The organism is Ectopseudomonas toyotomiensis, from assembly GCF_900115695.1.
GTDB lineage: Bacteria > Pseudomonadota > Gammaproteobacteria > Pseudomonadales > Pseudomonadaceae > Aquipseudomonas > Aquipseudomonas toyotomiensis.
The window spans coordinates 316457-340759 of the sequence record NZ_FOXK01000007.1; the positions used below are offsets into that span (position 1 = coordinate 316457).

General features: G+C 54.3%; 14 protein-coding genes and 1 tRNA gene. All 15 read left to right on the plus strand.

Annotated features, from left to right (window positions below; genetic code table 11):
- The first annotated feature begins 32 nt into the window (after positions 1 to 32).
- Complete coding sequence (gene rpmI, locus BM186_RS16415; protein WP_003461222.1) at positions 33 to 227, plus strand: 50S ribosomal protein L35; 195 nt, start codon at positions 33 to 35, stop codon at positions 225 to 227.
- 29 nt (positions 228 to 256) lie between these two features.
- A complete protein-coding gene (gene rplT / locus BM186_RS16420) occupies positions 257 to 613 on the plus strand; it encodes a 50S ribosomal protein L20 (protein ID WP_003461224.1) in 357 nt (118 codons plus the stop codon).
- A gap of 96 nt (positions 614 to 709) precedes the next feature.
- The gene (gene pheS, locus BM186_RS16425) at positions 710 to 1726 is read left to right on the plus strand and encodes a phenylalanine--tRNA ligase subunit alpha (RefSeq protein WP_003461226.1); all 1017 of its coding nucleotides are present in this window, start codon (positions 710 to 712) and stop codon (positions 1724 to 1726) included.
- Positions 1727 to 1902: 176 nt separating this feature from the next.
- A complete protein-coding gene (gene pheT, locus BM186_RS16430) occupies positions 1903 to 4281 on the plus strand; it encodes a phenylalanine--tRNA ligase subunit beta (RefSeq protein WP_074916644.1) in 2379 nt (792 codons plus the stop codon).
- 3 nt (positions 4282 to 4284) lie between these two features.
- Positions 4285 to 4587 carry an integration host factor subunit alpha gene (gene ihfA, locus BM186_RS16435; RefSeq protein WP_003243414.1) on the plus strand — a complete coding sequence of 101 codons (303 nt, stop codon included), beginning with the start codon at positions 4285 to 4287 and terminating at the stop codon, positions 4585 to 4587.
- A complete protein-coding gene (locus tag BM186_RS16440; protein WP_013716019.1) occupies positions 4568 to 4924 on the plus strand; it encodes a MerR family transcriptional regulator in 357 nt (118 codons plus the stop codon). Before ihfA ends, BM186_RS16440 begins: the two co-directional genes overlap by 20 nt.
- 75 nt (positions 4925 to 4999) lie before the next feature.
- Positions 5000 to 5076, plus strand: a tRNA-Pro gene (locus BM186_RS16445).
- Between the two features lie 228 nt (positions 5077 to 5304).
- Positions 5305 to 8592: a helicase-related protein gene (locus BM186_RS16450; RefSeq protein WP_074916646.1), complete on the plus strand. Its 3288-nt coding sequence runs from the start codon at positions 5305 to 5307 to the stop codon at positions 8590 to 8592.
- Positions 8589 to 9290 (plus strand): DUF4391 domain-containing protein, encoded by a 702-nt coding sequence (locus tag BM186_RS16455; protein ID WP_074916647.1) that lies wholly within the window; start codon positions 8589 to 8591, stop codon positions 9288 to 9290. The genes BM186_RS16450 and BM186_RS16455 overlap by 4 nt, the downstream gene beginning before the upstream one ends.
- Complete coding sequence (locus tag BM186_RS16460) at positions 9287 to 11989, plus strand: ATP-binding domain-containing protein (protein WP_074916649.1); 2703 nt, start codon at positions 9287 to 9289, stop codon at positions 11987 to 11989. Before BM186_RS16455 ends, BM186_RS16460 begins: the two co-directional genes overlap by 4 nt.
- A gap of 60 nt (positions 11990 to 12049) precedes the next feature.
- On the plus strand, positions 12050 to 14065 hold the full coding sequence (locus BM186_RS16465; protein WP_074916651.1) for a site-specific DNA-methyltransferase: 2016 nt from the start codon (positions 12050 to 12052) through the stop codon (positions 14063 to 14065).
- Positions 14066 to 14185: 120 nt separating this feature from the next.
- Positions 14186 to 17278, plus strand: coding sequence for a type III restriction-modification system endonuclease (locus BM186_RS16470; protein WP_074916661.1), 3093 nt, complete (start codon positions 14186 to 14188; stop codon positions 17276 to 17278).
- A 69-nt stretch (positions 17279 to 17347) separates the two neighbouring features.
- Complete coding sequence (locus BM186_RS16475; protein WP_074916663.1) at positions 17348 to 17542, plus strand: AlpA family transcriptional regulator; 195 nt, start codon at positions 17348 to 17350, stop codon at positions 17540 to 17542.
- Between the two features lie 176 nt (positions 17543 to 17718).
- On the plus strand, positions 17719 to 22773 hold the full coding sequence (locus tag BM186_RS16480) for an AAA domain-containing protein (protein WP_074916665.1): 5055 nt from the start codon (positions 17719 to 17721) through the stop codon (positions 22771 to 22773).
- On the plus strand, positions 22773 to 24209 hold the full coding sequence (locus BM186_RS26345; RefSeq protein ID WP_074916667.1) for a hypothetical protein: 1437 nt from the start codon (positions 22773 to 22775) through the stop codon (positions 24207 to 24209). The genes BM186_RS16480 and BM186_RS26345 overlap by 1 nt, the downstream gene beginning before the upstream one ends.
- Positions 24210 to 24303 lie beyond the last annotated feature (94 nt).

Below are 24303 nucleotides of genomic sequence, written 5' to 3' on the forward strand. Positions count from 1 at the left end.
TATCAGTTGTTAATGAATGCGGAGTACAAAACATGCCAAAAATGAAAACCAAGAGCGGTGCTGCGAAGCGCTTCCTGAAGACTGCTACAGGCTTCAAGCACAAGCACGCTTTCAAGAGCCACATCCTGACCAAGATGTCCACGAAACGTAAGCGCCAGCTGCGTGGCAGCTCGCTGATCGGTCCGTCGGACAAAGCTAAAGTCGAGCGCATGCTGCGCGTTCGTTAATCGGTCAAGATACTTAGAGGTAATTACTCATGGCTCGTGTTAAGCGTGGCGTTATCGCTCGTGCTCGTCACAAAAAGATTCTGAAACTGGCTAAAGGCTACTACGGCGCTCGTTCGCGTGTGTTCCGTGTTGCCAAGCAGGCTGTCATCAAGGCTGGTCAATATGCCTACCGTGACCGTCGTCAGAAAAAACGTCAGTTCCGCGCACTGTGGATCGCTCGTATCAACGCTGGTGCTCGCGTCAACGGTCTGTCCTACAGCCGTCTGATCGCTGGCCTGAAGAAAGCGTCGATCGAAATCGACCGTAAGGTTCTGGCTGATCTGGCAGTGAACGAAAAAGCGGCGTTTGCTGCGATTGTCGAGAAGGCCAAGGCCGTTCTGGCTTAAGTCCCCCGACAATCACCGGGCTCGCCCGGTGGCAACGTCAAAGATAGGGGAAGAGCCTTAACAGCTCTTCCCCTATTTCGTATCTGGAGTCTGTAAATGGAAAATCTGGATGCATTGGTCTCGCAAGCGCTCGAGGCCGTGCAACGAAGTGAAGATGTCAATGCCCTGGAACAGCTCCGGGTTCAGTACCTTGGCAAGAAAGGCGAACTGACCGCCCTGATGCAGACTCTGGGCAAGCTGTCGGCCGAAGAGCGGCCGCAGGCTGGCGCTCTGATCAACACTGCCAAGAATCAAGTGCAAGATGCCCTGAATGCCCGCAAATCCGTGCTTGAGCAGGCCTTGCTCGCCGAAAAGCTGGCGTCCGAGCGTATTGACGTTACCCTGCCTGGTCGTGGCCAGGCATCCGGTGGTCTGCACCCGGTCACTCGCACGCTCGAGCGTGTCGAGCAGTTCTTTACCCATATTGGCTACAGCGTGGCCGAGGGGCCGGAAGTCGAAGACGACTACCACAACTTCGAGGCGCTCAACATCCCTGGCCACCATCCGGCGCGGGCGATGCACGATACCTTCTATTTCAACGCAAACATGCTGTTGCGCACCCACACCTCGCCGGTTCAGGTACGCACCATGGAATCGCAGCAACCGCCGATCCGCATCGTCTGCCCCGGCCGTGTCTATCGCTGCGACTCCGATATCACCCACTCGCCGATGTTCCATCAGGTCGAAGGCCTGCTGGTCGACGAAGACATCAGCTTTGCCGACCTCAAGGGCACCATCGAGGAATTCCTCCGGGTGTTCTTCGAGAAACCGCTGGGCGTGCGTTTCCGTCCTTCCTTCTTCCCCTTCACCGAGCCGTCGGCCGAAGTCGACATGCAGTGCGTGATGTGTTCCGGCAAGGGCTGCCGCGTGTGCAAGCAGACCGGCTGGCTGGAAGTGATGGGCTGCGGCATGGTGCATCCGAACGTGCTGCGCATGAGCGGCATCGACCCGGAGAAATACTCCGGCTTCGCCTTCGGTATGGGTGTCGAGCGCCTGGCCATGCTGCGTTATGGCGTCAACGACTTGCGCCTGTTCTTCGATAACGACCTGCGGTTCCTAGCGCAATTTCGCTAGCAGCCACCCCTCGTGATCGAATTCATTTAGCGTGACAGTCGCGTAGCGACGCTTCCTTCAAATCCTTCTTCCTCGGGAGAAGGTGGCGCAAAGCGCCGGATGAGGGTGGGGTATGCAGCGTAGGCTTGCATGATGTGGGTGCCTACGCGGCATGCCCGTCAAGGAGAACAGACAACATGAAATTCAGTGAACAGTGGCTGCGCAGTTGGGTGAATCCCGATGTATCCCGCGAGGATCTGGTCGCGCGCCTGTCCATGGTTGGCCTCGAAGTCGACGCCGTACAGCCGGTTGCCGGCGCCTTCAGTGGCATCGTGGTCGGTGAGATCCTCAGTGCCGAACAGCATCCGGACGCCGACAAGCTGCGTGTATGCCAGGTTAGCAATGGCAGCGAGACCTTCCAGGTCGTTTGCGGCGCGCCCAATGCCCGCGCCGGTATCAAGATTCCGTTCGCCATGATCGGCGCAGAACTGCCGGGCGACTTCAAGATCAAGAAGGCCAAGCTGCGTGGTGTGGAATCCCAGGGCATGCTGTGCTCGGCTTCCGAGCTGCAGATCAGCGAGGACAACAGTGGCCTGATGGAGCTGGCGGCCGATGCGCCGGTTGGCAGCGACATTCGCATCTACCTGCAACTGGACGATGCCAGCATCGAGATCGGCCTGACCCCCAACCGTGGTGACTGCTTGTCGCTCGCTGGCCTGGCTCGCGAAGTGGGGGCCATGTACAGCGCCGCCGTATCGCCAGTTGCTATCGAGGCCGTTGCGCCCGCGCATGACGAAGTGCGTCCGGTCGAGGTGCTCGCGCCCAAGGCGTGCCCGCGTTACCTCGGTCGCGTTGTGCGTAACGTTGACCTGTCCCGTCCGACCCCGCTGTGGATGGTCGAGCGGCTGCGTCGTTCCGATATTCGCAGTATCGATGCGGCGGTGGATATCACCAACTACGTGATGCTCGAGCTGGGCCAACCGATGCACGCCTTCGACCTCGCCGAGATTAATGGCGGCATTCGCGTGCGCATGGCGGAAGATGGCGAAAAGCTGGTGCTGCTCGACAGTCAGGAAGTCAGCCTGCGTGCCGATACGCTGGTCATCGCTGATCACAGTCGCGCCCTGGCCATCGCTGGCGTGATGGGCGGTGAGCACAGCGGCGTGAGCGACAAGACTCGTGACCTGTTCCTGGAAAGTGCCTTCTTCGACAACATCGCCGTTGCCGGCAAGGCCCGCTCCTATGGCCTGCACACCGACTCTTCGCACCGCTTCGAGCGTGGTGTGGATTCGCAACTGGCGCGTCAGGCAATGGAGCGCGCGACTGCGCTGCTGCTGGAGATCGTTGGCGGCGAAGCCGGCCCGGTTATCGAAGTCAGCAGCGAGGCCGATCTGCCGAGCGTGGCGCCGATCACCCTGCGCGCCGAACGCATCAGCCAGATGCTGGGTATGGACATGGACAGCGCTGAAGTCGAGCGTCTGCTCACCGCGCTGGGTCTGGGTGTCAGCGCTCAGGGCTCCGACCAGTGGCTGGTCAGCGTGCCCAGTCACCGCTTCGACATCAGCCTGGAAGTGGATCTGATCGAAGAGCTGGGCCGCCTGTACGGTTATAACCGCCTGCCGGTACGTTACCCGCAAGCGCGCCTGGCGCCGCAGGCCAAAGCCGAAGCGCGGGCTGAGCTGCCGGCGCTGCGTCGTCTGCTGGTCGCCCGTGGTTATCAGGAAGCGATCACCTACAGCTTCATCGACCCGAAGCTGTTCGAGCTGTTCACGCCTGGTGTAGAACCGTTGCAGTTGGCCAACCCGATTTCTGCCGATATGGCCGCTATGCGTTCCTCGCTGTGGCCAGGGCTAGTCAAGGCGCTGCAGCACAACCTCAATCGTCAGCAGTCGCGCGTGCGTCTGTTCGAGAGCGGCCTGCGTTTTGTCGGTCAGCTGGAAGGTCTGCAGCAGGAAGCCATGCTCGCCGGCGTGATCACCGGCAGCCGTCTACCCGAAGGCTGGGCCAACAGCCGTGATAATGTCGACTTCTATGATCTGAAAGCCGATGTCGAGGCGCTGCTGGGTTATGCCGGTGCGGCCGATGCCTTCTGCTTCGTGCCTGGCGAGCATCCTGCTCTGCATCCGGGCCAGACCGCCCGTATCGAGCGGGAAGGGCGCCTGGTTGGCTTCATCGGTGCTCTGCATCCTGAACTCACCAAGACCCTGGGCATGGATCAGCCTGTGTTCCTCTTCGAGCTGGTGCTGGCCGAAGTGGCTGCTGGTCGCATGCCTGCATTCAGCGAGTTGTCGCGCTTCCCTGAAGTGCGTCGTGACCTGGCGCTGCTGGTCGACCGCGAGCAGCCGGCCGAGGCTGTGCTGGGCGCAATCCGTGAAACGGCAGGAGAATGGCTGACGGACCTCAAGCTATTTGACGTCTATCACGGTAAAGGCATTGATCCGCTTAGAAAAAGCCTTGCCGTCGGCTTGACCTGGCAACATCCATCGCGCACTCTTAATGACGATGAGGTGAGTACTACTACGCAAAATATCCTCACCTGCCTCGAACAAAGGTTCAACGCCACGTTAAGGAAGTAGCGTATGGGGGCTCTGACGAAAGCTGAAATGGCGGAACGTCTGTATGAAGAGCTCGGCCTGAACAAACGGGAAGCCAAGGAACTGGTGGAGCTGTTTTTTGAAGAGATCCGCCAGGCTCTTGAGCTGAACGAACAGGTCAAGCTGTCCGGGTTCGGCAACTTCGACTTGCGCGACAAGCGCCAGCGACCCGGCCGTAACCCGAAAACAGGGGAAGAGATTCCAATCACGGCTCGCCGTGTGGTCACTTTTCGTCCAGGGCAAAAATTGAAAGCCAGGGTCGAGGCCTATGCTGGAACCAAGTCATAACGACGAACTACCGGCAATTCCCGGCAAACGCTACTTCACCATTGGTGAGGTCAGTGAACTCTGCGCGGTCAAGCCCCACGTTCTACGTTACTGGGAACAGGAATTCCCACAGCTGAATCCGGTAAAGCGGCGGGGTAACCGTCGCTATTACCAGCGTCAGGATGTGCTGATGATTCGGCAGATTCGTGCACTCCTGTACGATCAAGGCTTCACCATCGGTGGCGCACGTCAGCGCCTTTCTGGTGACGAAGCCAAGGACGACACTACTCAGTATCGTCAGCTGATCAAACAGATGATCGCCGAGCTCGAGGATGTTTTGCATGTACTGAAGAAGTAAGGCCAAGAAAAAGTTGCCTTATTTCAAAAGCTTAATGTATAGTTCCTCCCGCTTTCGGTCACCCGGAAGCATCGTCGGGGCGTAGCGCAGCCCGGTAGCGCACTTGCATGGGGTGCAAGGGGTCGAGTGTTCGAATCACTCCGTCCCGACCAAAAAACCCTAGAAAATCCAGTCACTTAGCGGTGACTGGATTTTTTTATGCCTGCAGATTTTTCGGCGCTTTCTAGATAATGGCTTTCTGGTTGCCAATTGGTTGCCAATTGAGATTGGCTTCTCAGTCCTGGGGAGATTAGGATCAACCCTGACAACGGAGTGGTATTCGCGAGCCTAGGGGGAGGGCGGATGTCGGCTCTGACTAGCTTATTAGGGGCGACGGCATCATGGAACTAATCGACAACATCAACCGCCTGCTCGGCGACGACCTCAAGCAGACGCTCAAACCCGGTGCTCGCCTGAAGATCGCGGCCTCCTGCTTTTCAATGTACGCGTTTGAAGCGCTCAAAGCAGAGCTGGAAAAAATCGACGAGCTCCAATTCATCTTTACCTCGCCGACGTTCACCGCCAACGAGGTCACCGACAAGATTCGCAAGGAACGCAAAGAATTCCACATCCCGAAGGCTGACCGCGAACGGAGTCTGTACGGGAGTGAGTTCGAGATTCAGCTCCGCAACAAACTGACCCAGCGCGCAATTGCAAAAGAGTGCGCGGACTGGATGCGGCGCAAGGCGACGTTCAAGTCCAATCGCAGCAAGGCCCCCATGCAGCAGTTTGCCTGCGTTCAGGCTGCCGCCACAGAGACTGCCTACATGCCATTGCACGGTTTTACCGCCGTCGACCTAGGCTACCAGCAGGGCAATGCTGTCTCCAACCTCATCAACAAGATGGACGAGTCGACCTTTACGGCGACCTACCTCAGTCTGTTTAACCAGATCTGGCAAGACCCCGAGAAGCTGGAAGATGTGACCGCGCAGATTTGCGACCACATTGCGTCCGTTTACCAGGAAAATTCGCCCGAGAGCATCTATTTCCTGATGCTCTACAACATCTTCAATGAGTTCCTGGACGACATCAACGAGGATGTCCTGCCAAACGACCGCACGGGCTACCAAGACACGCTCATCTGGAACAAGCTCTTCAACTACCAGAAAGATGCGGCCACTGGGATCATTAATAAGCTGGAAACCTACAGCGGCTGCATCCTGGCCGACAGCGTTGGCTTGGGCAAGACCTTCACGGCCCTGGCGGTCGTCAAGTACTACGAGCTGCGTAACAAGTCAGTCCTGGTGCTATGCCCCAAGAAGCTGGCGGACAACTGGCTGAACTACAACCGCAACCTCAAGACCAACATCTTTGCCCGCGACCGGTTCAACTACGACGTGCTTTGTCATACCGACCTCAGCCGCACCAGCGGCGAGTCGTTTGGCACACCGCTGAACCGCATCAACTGGGGCAATTACGACCTCGTCGTCATCGACGAGTCGCACAACTTCCGCAATAACGACGCCTACAAGGACAAGGAAACCCGCTACCAGAAGCTGATGAACAAGGTCATCAAGGAGGGCGTGAAAACCAAGGTGCTGATGCTTTCGGCCACCCCGGTAAACAACCGTTTCAATGACCTGCGCAATCAACTGGCACTGGCCTACGAGGGCGACTCCGAAAACCTCAGCAAGAAGCTGCGCACCGGCAAGACGGTAGAGGACATTTTCCGTGGTGCGCAGGCCAGCTTCAATGCATGGGCAAAGCTTCCACCGGAAGAGCGCACAGCGCGGGCCATCCTGGACTCGTTGGACTTCGACTTCTTCGAATTGCTCGACAGCGTCACCATCGCACGCTCGCGCAAGCACATCCAGACCTTCTACGACACCAAGGACATCGGTCAATTTCCCGAGCGCCGCAAACCCTTGTCGTTCCACTGCCCGCTCACGCAGCGAACGGACGTGATGAGCTTCAACGAGATCTTCGAGCAACTGTCCCTGCTCAAGCTCGCAGTGTACGCCCCGGTCAGCTACATCCTGCCCAGTCGGCTCAAGAAGTACGAGGAGATGTACGACACGCAGGTGTCAGGCGGAAAAGGCAAGCTCAAGCAAGCCGACCGCGAAAAGAGCCTGCAGGCGTTGATGACCACCAACCTGCTCAAGCGCCTAGAAAGCTCGATTGAGTCCTTCCGATTGACCCTCCAGTCTCTGCGTGCGAACCACACGAATACGCTGGCCAAGATCAGCACGTTCAATCAGACCGGCAACGTCGCCAGCGTTGATGACCTGACCGACCAGTTGGAAAACCTCGACGCGGACGACGACGACCTGCCCGCCATTGGGGGCAGCGAGATCGGCGGCAAGGTTAAGATCAGCCTCGCCGATATGGACTTGCCTTCTTGGGAGCACGAGCTAAAGGTCGATCTGGAAATCATTGATGCCTTGCTGGCGTCGATGAACAAGATCACGCCTGACGATGACGCCAAGCTGCAGCACCTGAAGGCACTGGTGCTGGAGAAAATTGCAGCACCGATCAATCCCGGCAATAAGAAGGTGCTGATCTTCACCGCCTTCGCCGACACCGCTGACTATCTGTATGCCAATTTGGCTCCGGAGTTGCTGGCCACACAGACCCTGCACAGCGCGAAAGTCACCGGCAAAGGTGCGCCGCAATCGACCTTGAGAGACGGCACGCTCAGGAAGAGCTACGACTTTCAGGAGCTGCTCACCCTGTTCTCGCCGCGTTCGAAGGAGAAAGCCATCGTGCTGCCGAACGAACCGGCAGAGATTGATTTGCTGATCGGCACTGATTGCATCTCTGAAGGCCAGAACCTGCAGGACTGCGACTACCTCATCAACTACGACATCCACTGGAACCCCGTGCGCATCATCCAGCGCTTCGGCCGTGTGGATCGCATCGGCTCGCCCAACAGCAGTATCCAGCTGGTCAACTACTGGCCAGACATCTCGCTCGACGAGTACATCAACCTCAAGGAGCGGGTTGAGAGCCGCATGATGATTGCCGACGTCACCGCCACCGGTGACGACAACGTGCTGAGCGCCCAAGCCAACGATGTGTCCTATCGCAAGGAACAACTGCGTCGTCTGCAAGAAGAAGTGATCGAGCTGGAAGACCTGAAGACCGGCGTGTCGATCACTGACCTCGGGCTCAATGACTTCCGCATGGACTTGCTCAACTATGTGAAAGCCAATGGCGAATTGAGCAACGTGCCAAGCGGCATGCATGCCGTGGTGCCTGCCAGGCCGGAGTTGGGCCTGCGCCCAGGCGTGATCTTCACGCTGCGCAACCGCAATCCGAGCGTCAATGTCAGCCAGCACAACCGGCTGCACCCTTACTACCTCGTCTACATCAACCGCCAGGGTGAAGTCATTCACGACCATACCGAGGTCAAGCGTTTGCTGGATCTGGTGCGCAGTTGCTGCAAGGGGCAAGCCCAACCTATTCAGGATGCCTGCCGCCTGTTCAACAAGGAAACGGCCGATGGCCGCAAGATGCAGGTGTACTCGGACCTGCTTGGCAAGACCATTCGCTCCATGATCGAGGTGAAGGAAGAGAAGGATCTGGACAGCCTGTTCAGCGGCGGCAAGACCACCGCGCTGGTCAATACCATCGCCGGGCTGGACGACTTCGAACTGATCACATTCCTCGTGATTCAGGAGGCCGGATGAGTTTGCCCGCCCGATTCGAGTCGAACGCCGCGTTCATCAACTACCCGAAGCAGGCCGCTTTTGGCCGCACCCTGCCAAAGAACAAAATCTACGAACACAGCGGTGCCAATACGAAGCTGAAGGACTTGTTCGTCGAGCAAGTGGAGCAGATCGTTTGGCAATACAAGTTGGCACCGGAAACGATCAACCTGCCCGCCAAGCCGGGAGTGCCAGAGCTTCAGATTTTCTCAATCCAGCTCAAGACGCCGGAGCTGAATCTGGACGTTTTGCGTTGCATCGACGGCGCGGTGCAGTTTCCCATCATCTTCGAGCTGAGCTTTGATGGCCGAACACAGGTGATTGCCGCCTACAAGCGCCCGAACGAGTCAGACACCAGCCGTTGGGTGTTGAGTAATTATTTTGCGTCGGCATGGCTGCCGAGCGACATCGAGCGCGCGGCGATGCCCATGGCGCTCGACTTAGGTGGCTTGTACGAACAGGTACTTCAGCGCCTGATTCCTATGCCCGCGCGCCCACAAGAAAGCCTCGCTGACTTGGTCTCCCGCGTTGAACTGGTTGCAGCCAAGCAGCGTGAGGTCGAGAAAGCCGCCAGCCGACTTGCCAAAGAAAAACAATTCAACCGCAAGGTAGAGATCAACGCGCACTTGCGGCAGCTTACAAACGAACTTGAAGAATTGACCGGGAGGGAGAGTGCATGACGCAAAGCCTGAATGACGAATCGAGGAAACACATCGAGCAGGTCGCTGGCGAAGCGTTGGCGCAACTCGAAAGCATTGCTGAAACGGCAAAGAGCAAGCTGCACGATGGGCGGACACTGGGCTCGAATGCGCTGGCAAGCATCAACACAATGACGTCCAGTTCAGCCATCCAAAGGCTGGATCAGATCAGTCAGGCGAACCGTGAAAGCTATCAGGTGCTGGTGGCAGAGCCTGCGATTGCCCGCGTTGTGGTGGCCGATGAAGAGGGAGAAGAGAAAACCTACTACATCTGCCGCACGACACCGGTGTCGGGCTTTCCCAATTTGGCCAGCTACCGCGCGCCGGTTGGACGCCTAGCCTCACTGGCAATTGGCGCAGAGTTCACGCTACCCAATGGAACCGTCGTTGAGGTTCTTGAGCGGGCCCAGCTTCGGCCCAATGCGCTTGCCGATGGCTGGGACTCTCGTGACACTGTCGTTGAAGCCGAGCATTTTGGGCCGTTCACCATCGAGTCGCTGCGCGCGCTGCTGACCGAGGTTGCTGGGGAGGAAGTCACTGAAGACATTCTTGGTCAATTGCTGGCCGAGGAGACCGTCAAGGCCAACATCATCGATGGCGTTCGCCGCAGCGTCATCACCAAGATGGGACTGCGGGATCAGCCCATCCTCGATCAATACCAGGACGAGATTTTCCGCCTCCCTCTCGACAAGCGCCTGTTGATCCTGGGTCCGCCCGGTACAGGCAAAACGACCACCCTGATCCGCCGCCTCGGCCAAAAACTCGACACCGCCTTCCTGGAAGAAGGCGAACAACGTCTGGTTGAAACAGTCGCCTCAGCCCAAGGCATCGCGCACGCCAACAGCTGGCTGATGTTCACACCCACGGAACTGCTCAAGCAGTACCTCAAGGAGGCATTTGCGCGTGAAGGTGTTCCCGCCTCGGATCTGCGCATCAGAACGTGGCAAGACTATCGACGCGAGCTGGCGCGAAACGCATTCGGCGTCCTCAGAACGGCTTCTGGCGGTGGTACCTTTGTCCTGAAAGACGGATTGGCCAGCCTGAGCGAGACAGCACTTGAGCGTCCCATCCAGTGGTTTGACGATTTCGACACATGGCAGCGCAAGGCCTATGTGCAGGAGCTGCATGATGCCGCAACCCAGCTCCACGAAGCCAAAACTCCCGAAGTGCTGAGCCTCAGCGCACGTCTGCAAGATATCTTGTCGCGGGCGGCCGATGGCGCACTGGCAGCGATGTTTGGCTCGCTGGCGGTGGAGATTGCCAAAGTACAGGCACTCGTCAGCAGCCTGAAGGAAGGCTCCGACGGCAAGATCAAGGCAGCGCTCAACTTGCAACTCAACCGCAACCGAGCCTTTCTGGATGAGTTGGCCCGCGTGATAGACAGCCTGCAACAGGCGCAAGCGACTGATGCGGACGACCAGGACGACCCCGATGCTGATGAGGAGGAAGACGCCACCGCACCGCGCACAGGCCGTGCCGCCGCGCTCAATGCCTATATGCAAGCTGTGCGTACCCAAGCCCGGGCGGCAGCATCGAAGCGCGCAGTCAGCAAAGCCTCTCGCAACGGCAAGATCATCGAGTGGTTGGGGGAGCGTGGTCTGACAGAAGCGGATCGCGCCGAGGTGGGTGCAAGCCTTCTGGTGCAGGCCAGTGCCCGCCGCTTCGTCAACCCGGTCAAGCGCTACCTTGATGGCATTCCGAAGCGCTACCGTGCATTCAGGCGCGAACGCCAACCGGCAAACACCTGGTATCGCCACGAAGGCTTTGAGGCACGCGACATCCATCCGCTGGAGTTGGATATCGTCTTGCTCGCGATCTTGCGCGCTGCAAGCGACCTGATCAGTCGGCCCAACGTCCAGCGCGACATCGATAGTCCAGCGTGGTCATCGCTCCAGCCTATCCTGGGACATTACCGCAACCAGATCCTGGTAGATGAAGCGACGGACTTCTCGCCCATCCAGCTTGCGAGCATGGCGGCTCTGGCGCATCCACGACTGCGCTCATTCTTTGCCTGTGGCGACTTCAATCAGCGCCTGACCACCTGGGGCGCACGCTCTGCCGACGACTTGAAGTGGGTCCTCTCCGATTTCGACATCAAGGAAATCACTGTCTCCTACCGGCAGAGCAAGCAGCTGAACGATCTGGCCCGCGCCATGATCCGCGCCGTCGGGGGAACCGAGCAAGACGCCAGCTTGCCTGCGCATATGGACAGTGTGGGCGTTGCTCCAGCCTTGCTGGAGCACGCTACCAACGCAGAAGCCATTGTCGGTTGGCTGGCGGACCGCATTCGCGAGATTGAGCGCTTTGTCGGCCAGTTGCCATCCACTGCCATTTTTGTGAACACCGAGGACGACGTTGCTCCGGTGGCCGACGCGCTGAACGCCGCCCTGGCGGAGCACAACATCCAGGTCATCGCCTGCCGCGAGGGCCAGGCTGTGGGGCAGGAAAGCAATGTGCGCGTGTTCGACATCCAGCACATCAAAGGCCTGGAATTTGAGGCGGTGTTCTTTGTCGGCATTGACCAGCTCGCCACGCTGCACCCGGCGCTGTTCGACAAATACCTGTACGTCGGCACCACCCGCGCGGCCACCTACTTGGGTGTGACCTGCCAGGGCACCTTGCCATCCGCCATCGAAAGTCTGCGCACGCACTTTTGCCAGGACTGGCAACAAGGCGACTGAACACACCAATACGAACTTGAATTGTGAGCCGCTAACCACTGGCGACCAGAGGAAAAGAACATGGAAAAACTAAAAATGCATTCACCCAATCTCACACAGGACAACATCGCCCGTATTCGTGATCTGTTTCCAGGCTGCGTCACCGAAGCCAAGGGCGAGGACGGCAGTGTGAGGCTGGCGGTGGATTTTGACCTGTTGCGGCAAGAGCTTGCTGAGTCGATTGTCGAAGGACCACAGGAGCGTTACCACCTGAACTGGCCGGGCAAGCGGGAGGCACTTTTGACGGCGAATGCGCCGATTGCCAAGACGCTACGCCCCTCCCGCAGTGAAAGCGTGGACTTCGACACCACGAAGAACTTGTTCATCGAAGGCGATAACCTCGATGCACTGAAGCTGCTGCAGGAGACCTATCTCGGCAAGGTCAAGATGATCTACATCGACCCTCCATACAACACAGGCAGCGATTTGATCTACGAAGACTGCTTTGCATCAGATCTTGATAAGTATTTTCTCGAGTCCAATCAAAAGGACAAGCAAGGCAATCGACTAACTGCCAACACCGATTCAAACGGCCGATTCCATTCGGATTGGTTGAACATGATCTATTCGAGACTGAAGCTGTCTCGCCCACTTTTGAGAGATGATGGATTTATTTTCATCTCCATCGGAAACGATGAAATATCAAATCTAAAGAAAGTTTGCGATGAGGTATTTGGTGAGCAGAACTTTATTGAGTGCATATCTTGGAATAAGCGAATTCCAAAGAATGACAAAGGAATCGGCAACATCCATGAATTCATCCTGATATACGCCAAGGATGCCACTATCCCCCACGAACTCGTGATGCGCAAAGATGGCCTAGAAGATATTTACGAAATGGTCGAGAAGCTAAAAAAGGCCAAAACTCCCATTGCCGAAGCCGAAAAGGAAATAAAGAAGCTCTACAAAAAACAAGGCTACGACCGCGGAATTACGCTCTACAACTCCTTTGACGAGAACTATCGCCTCTGGGGCAAGATAAACATGAGCTGGCCTAATGCGAACACATTTGGTCCACGCTATGAAGTGCCACACCCAATCACAGGAAATCCTGTGGCGGTGCCTGATCGCGGTTGGCGCTGGAAAAAGGAAACATTTTGGGACGCGGCAAAATTCAAGGATGGCAAATACGAGAGCATCGTAAAGCTCCATGACGGAAGTGTGATGTGTGGGCGAATTTGGTTTGCCAAGAATGAGACCACGCAGCCCAGCTCCATAACGTATCTTGATGACGTAAATACTTTCCTTCTACGGTCCATTCTTTCGTTGAAAAGTGACGGAGGAATTGAGGTGGAGAATATCTTTGAAGGAAAAAGCTATTTTTCTTACCCCAAACCCACATCACTACTGAAGATTCTTCTTAGCTCACTCAAACTGAGCGATGGCGATGTGGTCATGGATTACTTTGCAGGATCTTCAACAACTGCGCACGCGGTAATGCAGGTCAACGCCGAAGACGGAATCAATCGCAGATTCGTAATGGTTCAGCTGGACGAGCCGTGCAACGAGGACACTGAGGCCTATAAGGCAGGATTTAAGAGCATTGCGGATATAAGCAAGGAAAGAATTCGTCGCTCAGGCAAACTGGTTGTTGCTGATAGCACCCATTCTTCATGGGACAAGGATGTCGGATTCCGCACCCTCAAAATCGACACATCCAACATGGCCGACGTCTACTACGCGCCCGATGCGCTCGACAAGGCCAAGTTCGACCTGTTCGTCGACAACATCAAGCCCGACCGCACGCCTGAGGATCTACTGTTCCAGGTGATGCTGGATTGGGGCGTCGATCTGGCCCTGCCCATTACCAAACAGTCCATTCAAGGGAAGGACGTGTTCTTTGTCGATGGCAATGTGCTTGTCGCCTGCTTCGACGCCAGCGGCAGCATCGACGAGGCTTTCGTGAAGGAACTGGCCAAGCATCAGCCGCTGCGTGTGGTATTCCGCGACGCGGGCTACAAGAACAGCGCGGTCAAGATCAACGTAGAGCAGATTTTCAAGCTCTTGTCGCCCGCCACCGAAGTGAAATGCATCTGAGGGGCGCGCCATGACAATGTTCTATAAAAATTTGCCTGTGTTTACCGATGACAAAACGGCAGGACAGCCGTTTTGCACAGCCGAAGGCTGCCCGAAGGGTTGCACACAGGGAGGTGTGCAATGAAACTTAAATTCAAAACGCAGGCTTATCAGACAGCGGCGGTGCAAGCCGTGGTCGACTGCTTCAAAGGGCAACCGCCCGCAACGGCAGAGGCCATCAGCTACCGCATCGATCCGGGCAAGGCCAAGAAAGGCGTCGAGGATCTGTTTGCGGAGAGCGGGTTCAAGAACGCCGACCTGAAGCTGACCGATATTGCGCTGTTGGAGAACATCACCCAGGTTCAGCATCAACAGAACTTGCCGCAGTCGTCCGAACTGGTGAAGACCAAGGTCAGCAGGGTCAATCTCGATATCGAGATGGAAACCGGCACTGGCAAGACCTATTGCTACATCAAGACCATCTTCGAGCTGAACAAGCAGTATGGCTGGAGCAAGTTCATCATCGTAGTGCCCAGCATTGCCATTCGCGAGGGTGTGGCCAAGTCGCTGGAGATCACGGCTGAGCACTTTCTGGAGACATACCACAAGAAAGCCCGATTCTTCATCTACAACTCCAAGCAGTTGCACCATCTGGAGAGCTTCTCGTCGGATGCTGGCATCAACGTGATGGTGATCAACGTGCAGGCATTTAATGCCAAGGGCGCGGATGCACGCCGTATCTACGGCACTCCACGCGTTAATGCTAAAGGCCAGACAGAAATGGTCGGACTGGATGATTTCCAATCTCGTAAGCCGATCGACATCATCAGCGCCAACCGCCCGATCCTGATCCTGGACGAGCCGCAAAAGATGGAAGGCACCGCCACGCTGAAGTCCTTGGAGGAATTCAAGGCGCTGATGGTGCTGCGCTACTCGGCCACCCACAAGACCACGCACAACAAGATCCACCGGCTGGACGCGCTGGACGCCTACAACCAGAAGCTGGTGAAAAAGATCGCCGTGCGCGGCATCTCAGTGAAGGGGCTGGCGGGAACCAATGCCTATCTGTACCTGCAGTCCATCGAGATTTCGAGCAAAGCGCCTATGGCCCGTGTTGAGTTCGAGCAGAAGCTGAAAAGCGGCGAGATCAAGCGCGTGGTGCGCAAGCTCTCCAAAGGAGACAACCTCTTCTCCGATGGTTTTTCAAACGAGCTGGATCAGTACCGTGGCTATGTGGTCGCGGACATCAACGCCAACACCGACACCTTGAGCTTCACCAACGGTGTGGAGTTGAAGGCTGGCGACGCATATGGCGATGTGAATGAAGCAGCGTTACGCCGCATTCAGATTCGGGAGGCTATCAAGGCGCACTTCGACAAGGAACAGGCGCTGTTCCAGCAAGACATCAAGGTCTTGACCTTGTTCTTCATCGATGAAGTGGTCAAGTACCGCGACTACTCGGCGGCGGACGAGAAAGGCGATTACGCGCGGATCTTTGAAGAGGAATACAGCCAGTACCTGAACGAGGTGCTGGACCTGGATGAAACGCCGTACATCAAGTACCTGAAGGGAATCACGGCGGAAAAGACGCACAGCGGGTATTTCTCCATCGACAAGAAGACCAAGCGTGACGTCGATCCGAGCATTGCGAAGACAGGTGAAAACAAAGGCCTGTCCGACGATGTGGATGCCTATGACCTGATTCTGCGAAAGAAGGAGCAACTCCTCAAATTCGAAGAGCCGGTACGTTTCATCTTCTCGCACTCGGCCCTGCGCGAAGGCTGGGACAACCCCAACGTCTTCGTGATCTGCTTCCTGAAGCATCCCGACTACAACAACGAAGTCACGCGCCGACAAGAGGTCGGTCGTGGCCTGCGTTTGTCGGTCAATCAGCTCGGCGACCGGGTGGATCATCCGGCCATCGTCCATGACGTCAACGTGCTGACCGTGGTGGCGAGCGAAAGCTTCAAGGAGTTCGTCACTGCGCTCCAGAAAGATATCAGCGACTCCTTGTCTGCCCGTCCCAAGGTGGCCAACGAGGCCTACTTCACCGGCAAGGTGCTCAAGACGCCCACCGGCAATATCGAGGTCACGCCGCAACTGGCCAAGCAGATCTACAAGTACCTGCTCAAGAACGACTACAGCGACGATACCGACCGGATCACGGGCACTTACCACGAGGCCAAGAAGGAAGGCACCCTGGCAGCGCTGCCCCCGGAACTGCAGGCTCATGCTGAACAGGTGTACCAACTGATCGACAGCGTCTTCAGTGACAGCCAGATGTTTGAGATCAGCGACGACCGTCGCCCGAAGAAGAATCCGCTCAACAGCAACTTCGACAAACAGGAGTTCAAGGAGCTGTGGAACCGGATCAATCGCAAGGCGGCTTACAGCGTTGACTTTGATTCAGTGGAGTTGGTGAAGAAGGCCGTTGCCGAACTGGACAAGAGCCTTCACGTGACGCCGTTGCAGTACACGATTCAAACCGGTGAACAAGTGGAGCAAGTAACGGCTGATGCACTGAAAAGTGGAGACGGCTTCAAGGTTGATAAAACAACGATCGAGTACAACAAGCAGTCAGTTCATTCTGCAGTGAAGTACGACCTCATCGGCAAGATCGCTGAAGGCACGCAACTGACGCGACGCACTACGGCAGACATCCTGAAAGGAATTAGCGTCGCGGTGTTTGCACAGTTCCGCACCAATCCTGAGAGCTTCATCGCCGAAGCCGTGCGACTGATCAACGAGCAGAAGGCAACGATGATCATCGAACACTTGGCCTACGACCCTGTCGAGGACAAGTTCGATATCGACATCTTCACCGCAGGTCAGACCAAGCAGGACTTCAGCAAGGCCGGTGACAAGCTCAAGCGGCACATCTACGACTACGTGATCACGGATTCCGGCATTGAACGAGAGTTTGTGAAAGAGCTGGATACTTGCACTGAGGTAGTTGTGTACGCCAAGTTGCCTCGCGGCTTCCTTATCCCGACGCCGGTAGGTGACTACAACCCGGACTGGGCAATTTCATTCAAAGAAGGCGCGGTCAAGCATATCTATTTCGTTGCGGAGACCAAAGGGTCTATGTCAACGATGCAACTGACGAAGATCGAGGAAACTAAGATCGAATGCGCCCGCAAGTTCTTTGATGAAATCAACCGGAAGTACGCCCCTGAAAACGTCAAGTACGACGTGGTGAACAGTTTTGGGAAACTGATGGAATTAGTTAAGTGATGAGCTAAGCGCAACAAGGAAGTTGCGCTTTTATTCGTTACTGTGGCTAAGGTGGGGCAGGGGTAAATCATGAAAATACTGCGGTTAAGCGCGGTTATTGAGTCGACTGGGCTCGCTAGATCCACAATTTACAAATTTGTTGGATCGGGCGACTTTCCAAAGCCGGTCCCATTAGTAGGGCGGAGCGTAGGTTGGCTTGAGAGCGAGGTCCAGGAGTGGATTAAGGGCAGGATTGAAGCGCGAGATCTTAACTTTCGCCGATAACTTGATGTCGGCGAGGTCTGCTACATTCCGCTGTTTTATTTCAGTCAGTCGCTGATCCTGCAATAGATTTTATTACCTGAGCTGAGCCTCGTCTTTTGATAAACGTGAGCTGCACTCGACATAGAAGTTTTGCTCCGCCTAGAAGAGCTGCGGTGGGGCAGTTATGGAGATTAGAAATGGAAGTACGTTACTGGGAAGGAGGCCTGCTGCGGCATGAGGTCGAAGCTATCGAGAGCATGCGTAAGGCCTTCAAGGATGTGTCTCAACCTGAAAAATCAGATGCAGCCTCGCCAACGGCTGGTAAGTCTCTAGCTCAGCAGCTCAGTAATCTGTCTCTGAAAGGCAAGGGGGCAGATCAACCTTCTGGTATGTGGCCTTGGAAGGGGTATGCAGGGTTCCGTTTTGCAGACTCGCGCGGTAAAGAAGGCGAGTTCGATCTTGTCATTGTAACCCATAAGAACGTCATCATAGTCGAGCTGAAGCATTGGAATGGTGTTATCACCAGTCATGGTGGCAAGTGGTACCAGAATGGTGATGAGCGTGATCGCTCACCAATATCGGTTACTCAGAATAAAGTCTTTCTACTAAAGAAAAAGCTCAATGCAGTTAGGCAGCAATTCCCGAAGGGCATTGTGCCAAATATCAAATTTTGCGTGGTCTTGAGCGGTAAGTGTACGTTTGATCAGCTACCCGACAATGAGCGCGAGCATGTAATACATCTCGATGACTTCTTGAAGCTGGCCAACGAGCGTCAATTTAATAATAGGTTTCGCCCGCATCCCGAGGCGGCAGGTCTGAATCAGTATTTTGATGTGTTTGATCAGCTGCTCAATCAGGGAAGTGTCAAACCGAAGGAACTCATGGTTGATGGGTTCCGAGCGCAGGGGGAGCCGATTTTCAAGCATCCCGGCGAGGTTTATGTTGAGTATGAGGCTGCAAACGAGAATAACAAGGCCGATCGTGCTCTTTTACGTTTGTGGGACTTCAATAAGCTCGATGATGTAGATGCCAAAACCCCAGAGGGGCGCTTCAAGATTCTTTCCAGGGAGCGGGATGTTCTGGTTTATCTGGGACAGCGGGATCATGAGTTGGCAAAACGTTGTCTGCGTCCTATCAGAAACCCCTCCGTGCAGTCCGTTACTCAAGAATTTTCTGAGCTGTGCGAGCTTCCGGCAAGTCACTACCGGCTCAACGAATTCATCAATCGATATGCGCAGAACTATGAGGAGAGTGAGCGGGTAAAGTTGGCCAAGATCTTGGTCGCGCAGTTCGCTACCATGCACGGATTTAAGGTCGCTCACCGTGATTTGGGCGACCATAGCGTATGGTTCTCGCCATCCAGCGCCATTGCTTTGTCCAACTTCATTGCAGCCTATCATCAGCCAGCAGGTACGGTTGGCCCACGTCGTGATCAACTGAGTATTGGCTCTATTGCTCTTCCAGAAGATCGTACTGATGAAGGGCACGGCGGTACGCCTTTCCACCGCGACGTTTTCGCGCTTGGACTCCTTTGCTGGCACTTGGCTCAAGCCAAGTCTTTACCTCTCAAGCTGAATGCCGATTACATCGATAGCGTTCGGGATGACATCTTGGATTCGGATACATGGTACTCAGGCGTTCTCGCCAAGGCGGTGGAGCACAATCCAAGCTCTCGCTACGCCAACGCCGGTGAGTTGCTGGACGAGTTGAACCAGGTAACGCCAGAAGATACAGCGCAGTTTGCTTTCGATCAGTCACAACTTGAACGTTTTTCCGCTTCAAGCGCTAGAATTTACAAAATTTACCCGGTGGATGAGGAAATCATTGATACCCCTGAGAAAGAGGTCTATCGGTCGGGTGATTGCATTGTAAAACTATGGCCTACGATCCATGCAGATGCTCCGCAGGCAGGGCAAGGTCCGTTGTTGCTCAGCTTTTTTGAAAAAATAGAATTGCTGAATAAAAGTGGCTATGAATTTTTGCCTAGGATTGATCAGTTTGGGTATGACAAGAGCGGTACTCCTTTTTTAGTTCAACAATTTATCGATGGCCAACACTGGAGCGAATTATCACAGCTGAGCTCGCGACGAGCCGAAGAGCTGATTCGTAATTTTATTTCTGCAGTTGAGTGTCTGCATGAGCAGCAGTTGACTCACGGAGATCTCCATCCTGGAAATATCAAAGTCGTAGTGCCAGTTGATGACGGGCAGTCCGTACAGCTTTACCTGCTAGATCTTCCGGATCTTACAGTTTCAGGAAGCGAACCTTTCAATAATCGATATAGCCCTCTAGCCGAAAGCTGCACACCTTTCGAGCGTGATAACTTTGCTGTCATGCGTATGGCTGTAGAGTTGCTCGGAATGGACTGGGATCAGCCAGATGAACATGATCTGCCTGAGCTGCGTAAGGCAATTAATGAGGAATTACAGAGCGATTCAGGCTTCGTTGCGCTAGACCGATTTAGTGATGCTCTTAATCGTGAATTTCGTCCGAAGCAAGCTAGAACAGTTATTACAGTCACCGTGCGCGGAAATGACTCTCTAGATTTCGCAATTTATCCTGACAATGGACGCCTTTTTGTCAGCATCAAGCCAGATGTAAAGGATGCCCATCAGGCTGTCGTTACGTTCAGCGGTGTGGGCGGAAGCTTTTCAGCTGCATATGAGAAGTCCTCGAAAGCCTTTGTGAGGGGATTCAAGCCTAGTCAGCAGGAGGCTGTTCCGCACTGGGTTGAGCGTAATGCAGATTTTGAAATTGATGTCGAAATTAATGTTGTTGTTGCAAATATTAGTAACCTCAAAGAGCTGTCAGACTTTATGGGGAATAATCTGGCGTTCGACGAGCTTGTTGCCAGTATTATGGATGCTGCCTGTGCTTCCTCAGTAAACCAGGAGGCCGGAGGTGCGCATAACTCCACCGATTTGGCTGCTGACAATGATATCAATGAAGAGCATGTCCCGGAGATAAAAACGAGGTCTATTCAGACAAGTAAAGTCTGGAAGGCTATTATGGATACAGAAGTCGAGGGGCTGCCAACGCTAGAGGTGTCGGGTGAGCCTGTCTTTAATAAAGAAAAAACTGGGCTCATGATTCCATATACAGCCAGTGGTGAGGTTTTAGAGTCGTTCGAGACTGATGATAAAATTAATCTCATCAAGAAGGATGGTGAAAAGCAAATCAATCTTGGTGAGATAGATCTTCGTAAGAGTACAAAGTCTGCTCTGTGTTTGGTGTACTCAGGAAAAACCAGAGCTGTTATTAAAGCTGATGATGTGCTCTATCTTCAAAGCAATAAGAACAGGTCCTCGTTGACCCGTCGAAAGCGCGCGATAGAGCGTATATTAGGTCGTCAATCAGTTGTAACAGGGCTGGTTGACTATTTTGACGAAGGCTGCAGTATAGTTCCTGAGCGATTTTCTGTGCCGCCAACTGAGGAAGGTTTCGCAGTCTACCAGCGAGAAACTTCAAGCGGGCAGACTATTGGCCTCAACGATGCACAGAAGGATGCTTTTTCAAAGTTGATAACAAATGGGCCAGTGGGTTTTTTGCAGGGGCCACCCGGTACCGGTAAGACTGAGTTTATTGCCGCATTCTGCCACTACCTGATAAGTGAAGAGGGTGCTAGGAATATCCTTCTTGTTAGCCAGTCGCATGAGGCTGTAAATACTGCGGCAGAGCGCATTCGTGCCCACTGCCGCAGATTGAATACCGATCTCGATGTTGTGCGTTTCAGCAACCGCGAACAGGTAGTCTCAGATGAGTTGCAGGATGTCTATTCCAAGTCGATTGTCACCCAGCAACAATCGAGCTTTAGCGCTGAACTAAAAAGGCGTTTGTCTCTGATGGCTCCCTCGCTTGGGGTTAGCGCCGGGTTTATCGCGAGCCTGGTTGAGCTTGAGTCGAGGATTCATGGACTGGTCAAAAGCATTGAGCGCCTGGATAAGGATCTGCAAGATGCTGGTGAGGGCACTCTCGAGTCTAAGCAATTGACCGCAAGCCTGAGTCGAATGCAAGAGGATCTGCTTGAGGCGCTTGCCAATGACTATGGTATCTCTGCAGCCCCAGAGTCTACTGCTCGGAATATGCTTGAGCAGGCCTATGCCAGTGTTACCGCCAGTCACGGTGTCAGGCCGCATGAATTTAAGCGTTGCATGGATCTGATCAAGCTGTCTGAGGAGTTGCTGCAACGTATTGCCACTGATGGCGCTAATTACGATGAGTTTCTGATGCGCGCCAGAACACTGGTCTGCGGTACCTGTGTAGGCGTCGGTCTACCGCATTTGAAACTTGCTGAAAACCGGTTTGACTGGGTCATTATCGATGAGGCTGCACGTTCTTCACCTAGCGAGCTGGCGATTGCCATGCAGGTGGGAAGCCGAATTCTGTTGGTAGGGGATCATCGGCAGCTTCCTCCAACCTATGCAGACGAGCATCTCAAGGCCATCGCCCGTGATTTGGGACTGCATAGTCAGTCAGACGAGTTTCGGCGGATCATGCGGAGCGATTTCGAGCGCGCTTTTGAGTCTGCTTATGGCCGAGGTGTCAGTGCCACACTTAAGGTTCAGTACCGTATGCAACCACCGATCGGAGATCTGGTTTCGGAGGTTTTCTACGGTGGTGAACTAATGACTGGTGCGCGGCCTGTGCCGGAATGCTTTTCGAATGCTCCAGATGTTATCGGTTCAATTGTAACTTGGTTGGATACGGGCGTTCTCGGGAAACAAGCTAATCACTCGGAGCAGCAAGGTAGTACCAGCTTGGTAAACCATGCTGAGGCAAACTCCATTATTAAGATGCTCAAAGATATTGAAAGTGACATGGAATTCAGCTCGGCATTAGTTGAGGAAATGACGGAAACTATGGAGCCTCCTATTGGGATCATCTGCATGTATTCTGAGCAGAAGAAGTTGGTTCGTAAAAAGTTTGCCGAGAAAACATGGTCGGAAGATTTCAAGAAATTGGTCAAGATTGACACTGTTGATAGTTACCAAGGAAAAGAAAACCGCATTGTCATTGTTTCTCTGACGCGATCCTCTGCAGACCTTTCTCCAGGCTTCTTGCGGTTGCCGAATCGAATAAATGTGGCAATGTCCCGAGCCATGGATCGTTTGGTTATTGTCGGTGACATGAGTATGTGGGCAGGGCGGAACGCGGATCTGCCGTTGGGTAAAGTTGCCACTTATATTCAAGAGCGTCAGGATGGTGAGCGCTACAGGATTACGTCGGTAGTAAATGCAAAAGGAGCTGCATGATGGCTGGTGAAGCTTTGGTTTTGTTTGAAGTTGATATCTGTGTGCCAGCGCAGCAGTTCAGAATTGAGTATTCTCTGATTGAGAAGGGGGGGCTTCCATTCGTTTCTGAGTTCTTGCTGCGTTTGTTGAAAGTCTCCCCTTTGATGTCGGCTGATATAGCTAGATACTTCGGTTTCACTTCGAAAGAGTTGAGTGCGGCACTGACACCCTTTTTCCAGAAGGGAGAGGTTTCTGTCCAGCCAGATGGGCGGATTAGTCTTTCAGAAAAAGGACTTCGACTCTTCTCAGGAAATGAAGACTCTCCCAGTGTCAGGTCTAGGCAGGACTATCGGCGATCATTCACTTTTGACTTGCTAACGTTCTCCTATCTTGGGGGGAAGATTCCATCGGCAAGTACAAGGCGAGCAGTTCTTCTAGATGCCGGTGTTGAAGTTAGGGCTGTTTCACAGCAAAGGGCGGTCGGTGCATTTCAGAATAATTTGCATGAGATATTTCGTCGCGGGGATTTGACAGGGAAGGATCAGCAAGACTCTGTTCCGGAGTTGTACAAAATAAGCGACGTGAGGAAAAGCTCAGACGTGTGCTTTCTTGTTGAGGAGGCGTTGTGCCTTGATGTTGATAGTCTCGATTTGAGTTTCGAGGTGAAAAAGGGAATAGCCGAGGAGGAGGAATATATTGGTCGTCGTGCATCTATGCTGCATAGCCTAAATGGACGCGAAAATTTCGATGATGTTGTTCGACTGGCAGATAGGTTAGGCGATCCAGAAACGATTGATGCTCTTTCGAGTGGAGTGATGGATTTCAGAGGAGTTGCTCAACGTGCTTTGTCGTTTGGCTTAGATGATCGCCGTGGTGACGTAAGAATTTATGGATCCCTACAGCTGAATAGAAATTGGGATCAGGTGTGTTCGTTATTGAAAAAGCACCATGAGAAAATTTCTGATTCTGAGCGTGAAGTTGCTACCAGACTTACCTGGCTCGCTCCGTGCTCCCATGGATTGTGGGGTAAAAGCTCTCGCCATGGTCAAGCTTTAAGTAAGTTCGTTGAGTATGCGGGTTTAAAAAGCAAACGAAATGACCGGCATGCTTTTGAGGCAGAGATTCTGATTCCCCTGTCGTCTAGCAAGGATTGGCAGTCGAAAAAGGCTGCAAATAACGATTGCGCAGAAGCGAAAGAGTATTTGCACGGTTTTGTCGAGTCTGAAACCTTGGCGCCTCTAGAGGTCTTTATGCTGAGCGGCTGTTTTGCAGTTGTTATCTATCATCTTGTGGTGCCTGACCGTTACCCTGTACCAATTCCGTTTGGATTTATTACTGAAGACCCAGCTCGCGTGAGGAGTATTGAGGGGCTAGTTAGGTCTGTTCTTGATGAGTACAGCTTTGAGAATAAGCCAAGGTACTTGGGCGGCTTGGCAGATCTGGGCAGGAATTTGTAGTGGTGTTGATGGTCCGCTCTTTGCTGTCAGTGACTGCCGCGCTTTGTGAACGCCGTGCCATGCTTTTGTTGTAAAGTGCAACCAAGCATTTGCA

What these genes read in the sequence shown, in the direction of transcription:
- rpmI (WP_003461222.1), top strand. Translation starts at nt 33, where the DNA reads ATGCCAAAAATGAAAACCAAGAGCGGTGCTGCGAAGCGCTTCCTGAAG.
- rplT (WP_003461224.1), top strand. Translation starts at nt 257, where the DNA reads ATGGCTCGTGTTAAGCGTGGCGTTATCGCTCGTGCTCGTCACAAAAAG.
- pheS (WP_003461226.1), top strand. Translation starts at nt 710, where the DNA reads ATGGAAAATCTGGATGCATTGGTCTCGCAAGCGCTCGAGGCCGTGCAA.
- pheT (WP_074916644.1), top strand. Translation starts at nt 1,903, where the DNA reads ATGAAATTCAGTGAACAGTGGCTGCGCAGTTGGGTGAATCCCGATGTA.
- ihfA (WP_003243414.1), top strand. Translation starts at nt 4,285, where the DNA reads ATGGGGGCTCTGACGAAAGCTGAAATGGCGGAACGTCTGTATGAAGAG.
- BM186_RS16440 (WP_013716019.1), top strand. Translation starts at nt 4,568, where the DNA reads ATGCTGGAACCAAGTCATAACGACGAACTACCGGCAATTCCCGGCAAA.
- BM186_RS16450 (WP_074916646.1), top strand. Translation starts at nt 5,305, where the DNA reads ATGGAACTAATCGACAACATCAACCGCCTGCTCGGCGACGACCTCAAG.
- BM186_RS16455 (WP_074916647.1), top strand. Translation starts at nt 8,589, where the DNA reads ATGAGTTTGCCCGCCCGATTCGAGTCGAACGCCGCGTTCATCAACTAC.
- BM186_RS16460 (WP_074916649.1), top strand. Translation starts at nt 9,287, where the DNA reads ATGACGCAAAGCCTGAATGACGAATCGAGGAAACACATCGAGCAGGTC.
- BM186_RS16465 (WP_074916651.1), top strand. Translation starts at nt 12,050, where the DNA reads ATGGAAAAACTAAAAATGCATTCACCCAATCTCACACAGGACAACATC.
- BM186_RS16470 (WP_074916661.1), top strand. Translation starts at nt 14,186, where the DNA reads ATGAAACTTAAATTCAAAACGCAGGCTTATCAGACAGCGGCGGTGCAA.
- BM186_RS16475 (WP_074916663.1), top strand. Translation starts at nt 17,348, where the DNA reads ATGAAAATACTGCGGTTAAGCGCGGTTATTGAGTCGACTGGGCTCGCT.
- BM186_RS16480 (WP_074916665.1), top strand. Translation starts at nt 17,719, where the DNA reads ATGGAAGTACGTTACTGGGAAGGAGGCCTGCTGCGGCATGAGGTCGAA.
- BM186_RS26345 (WP_074916667.1), top strand. Translation starts at nt 22,773, where the DNA reads ATGGCTGGTGAAGCTTTGGTTTTGTTTGAAGTTGATATCTGTGTGCCA.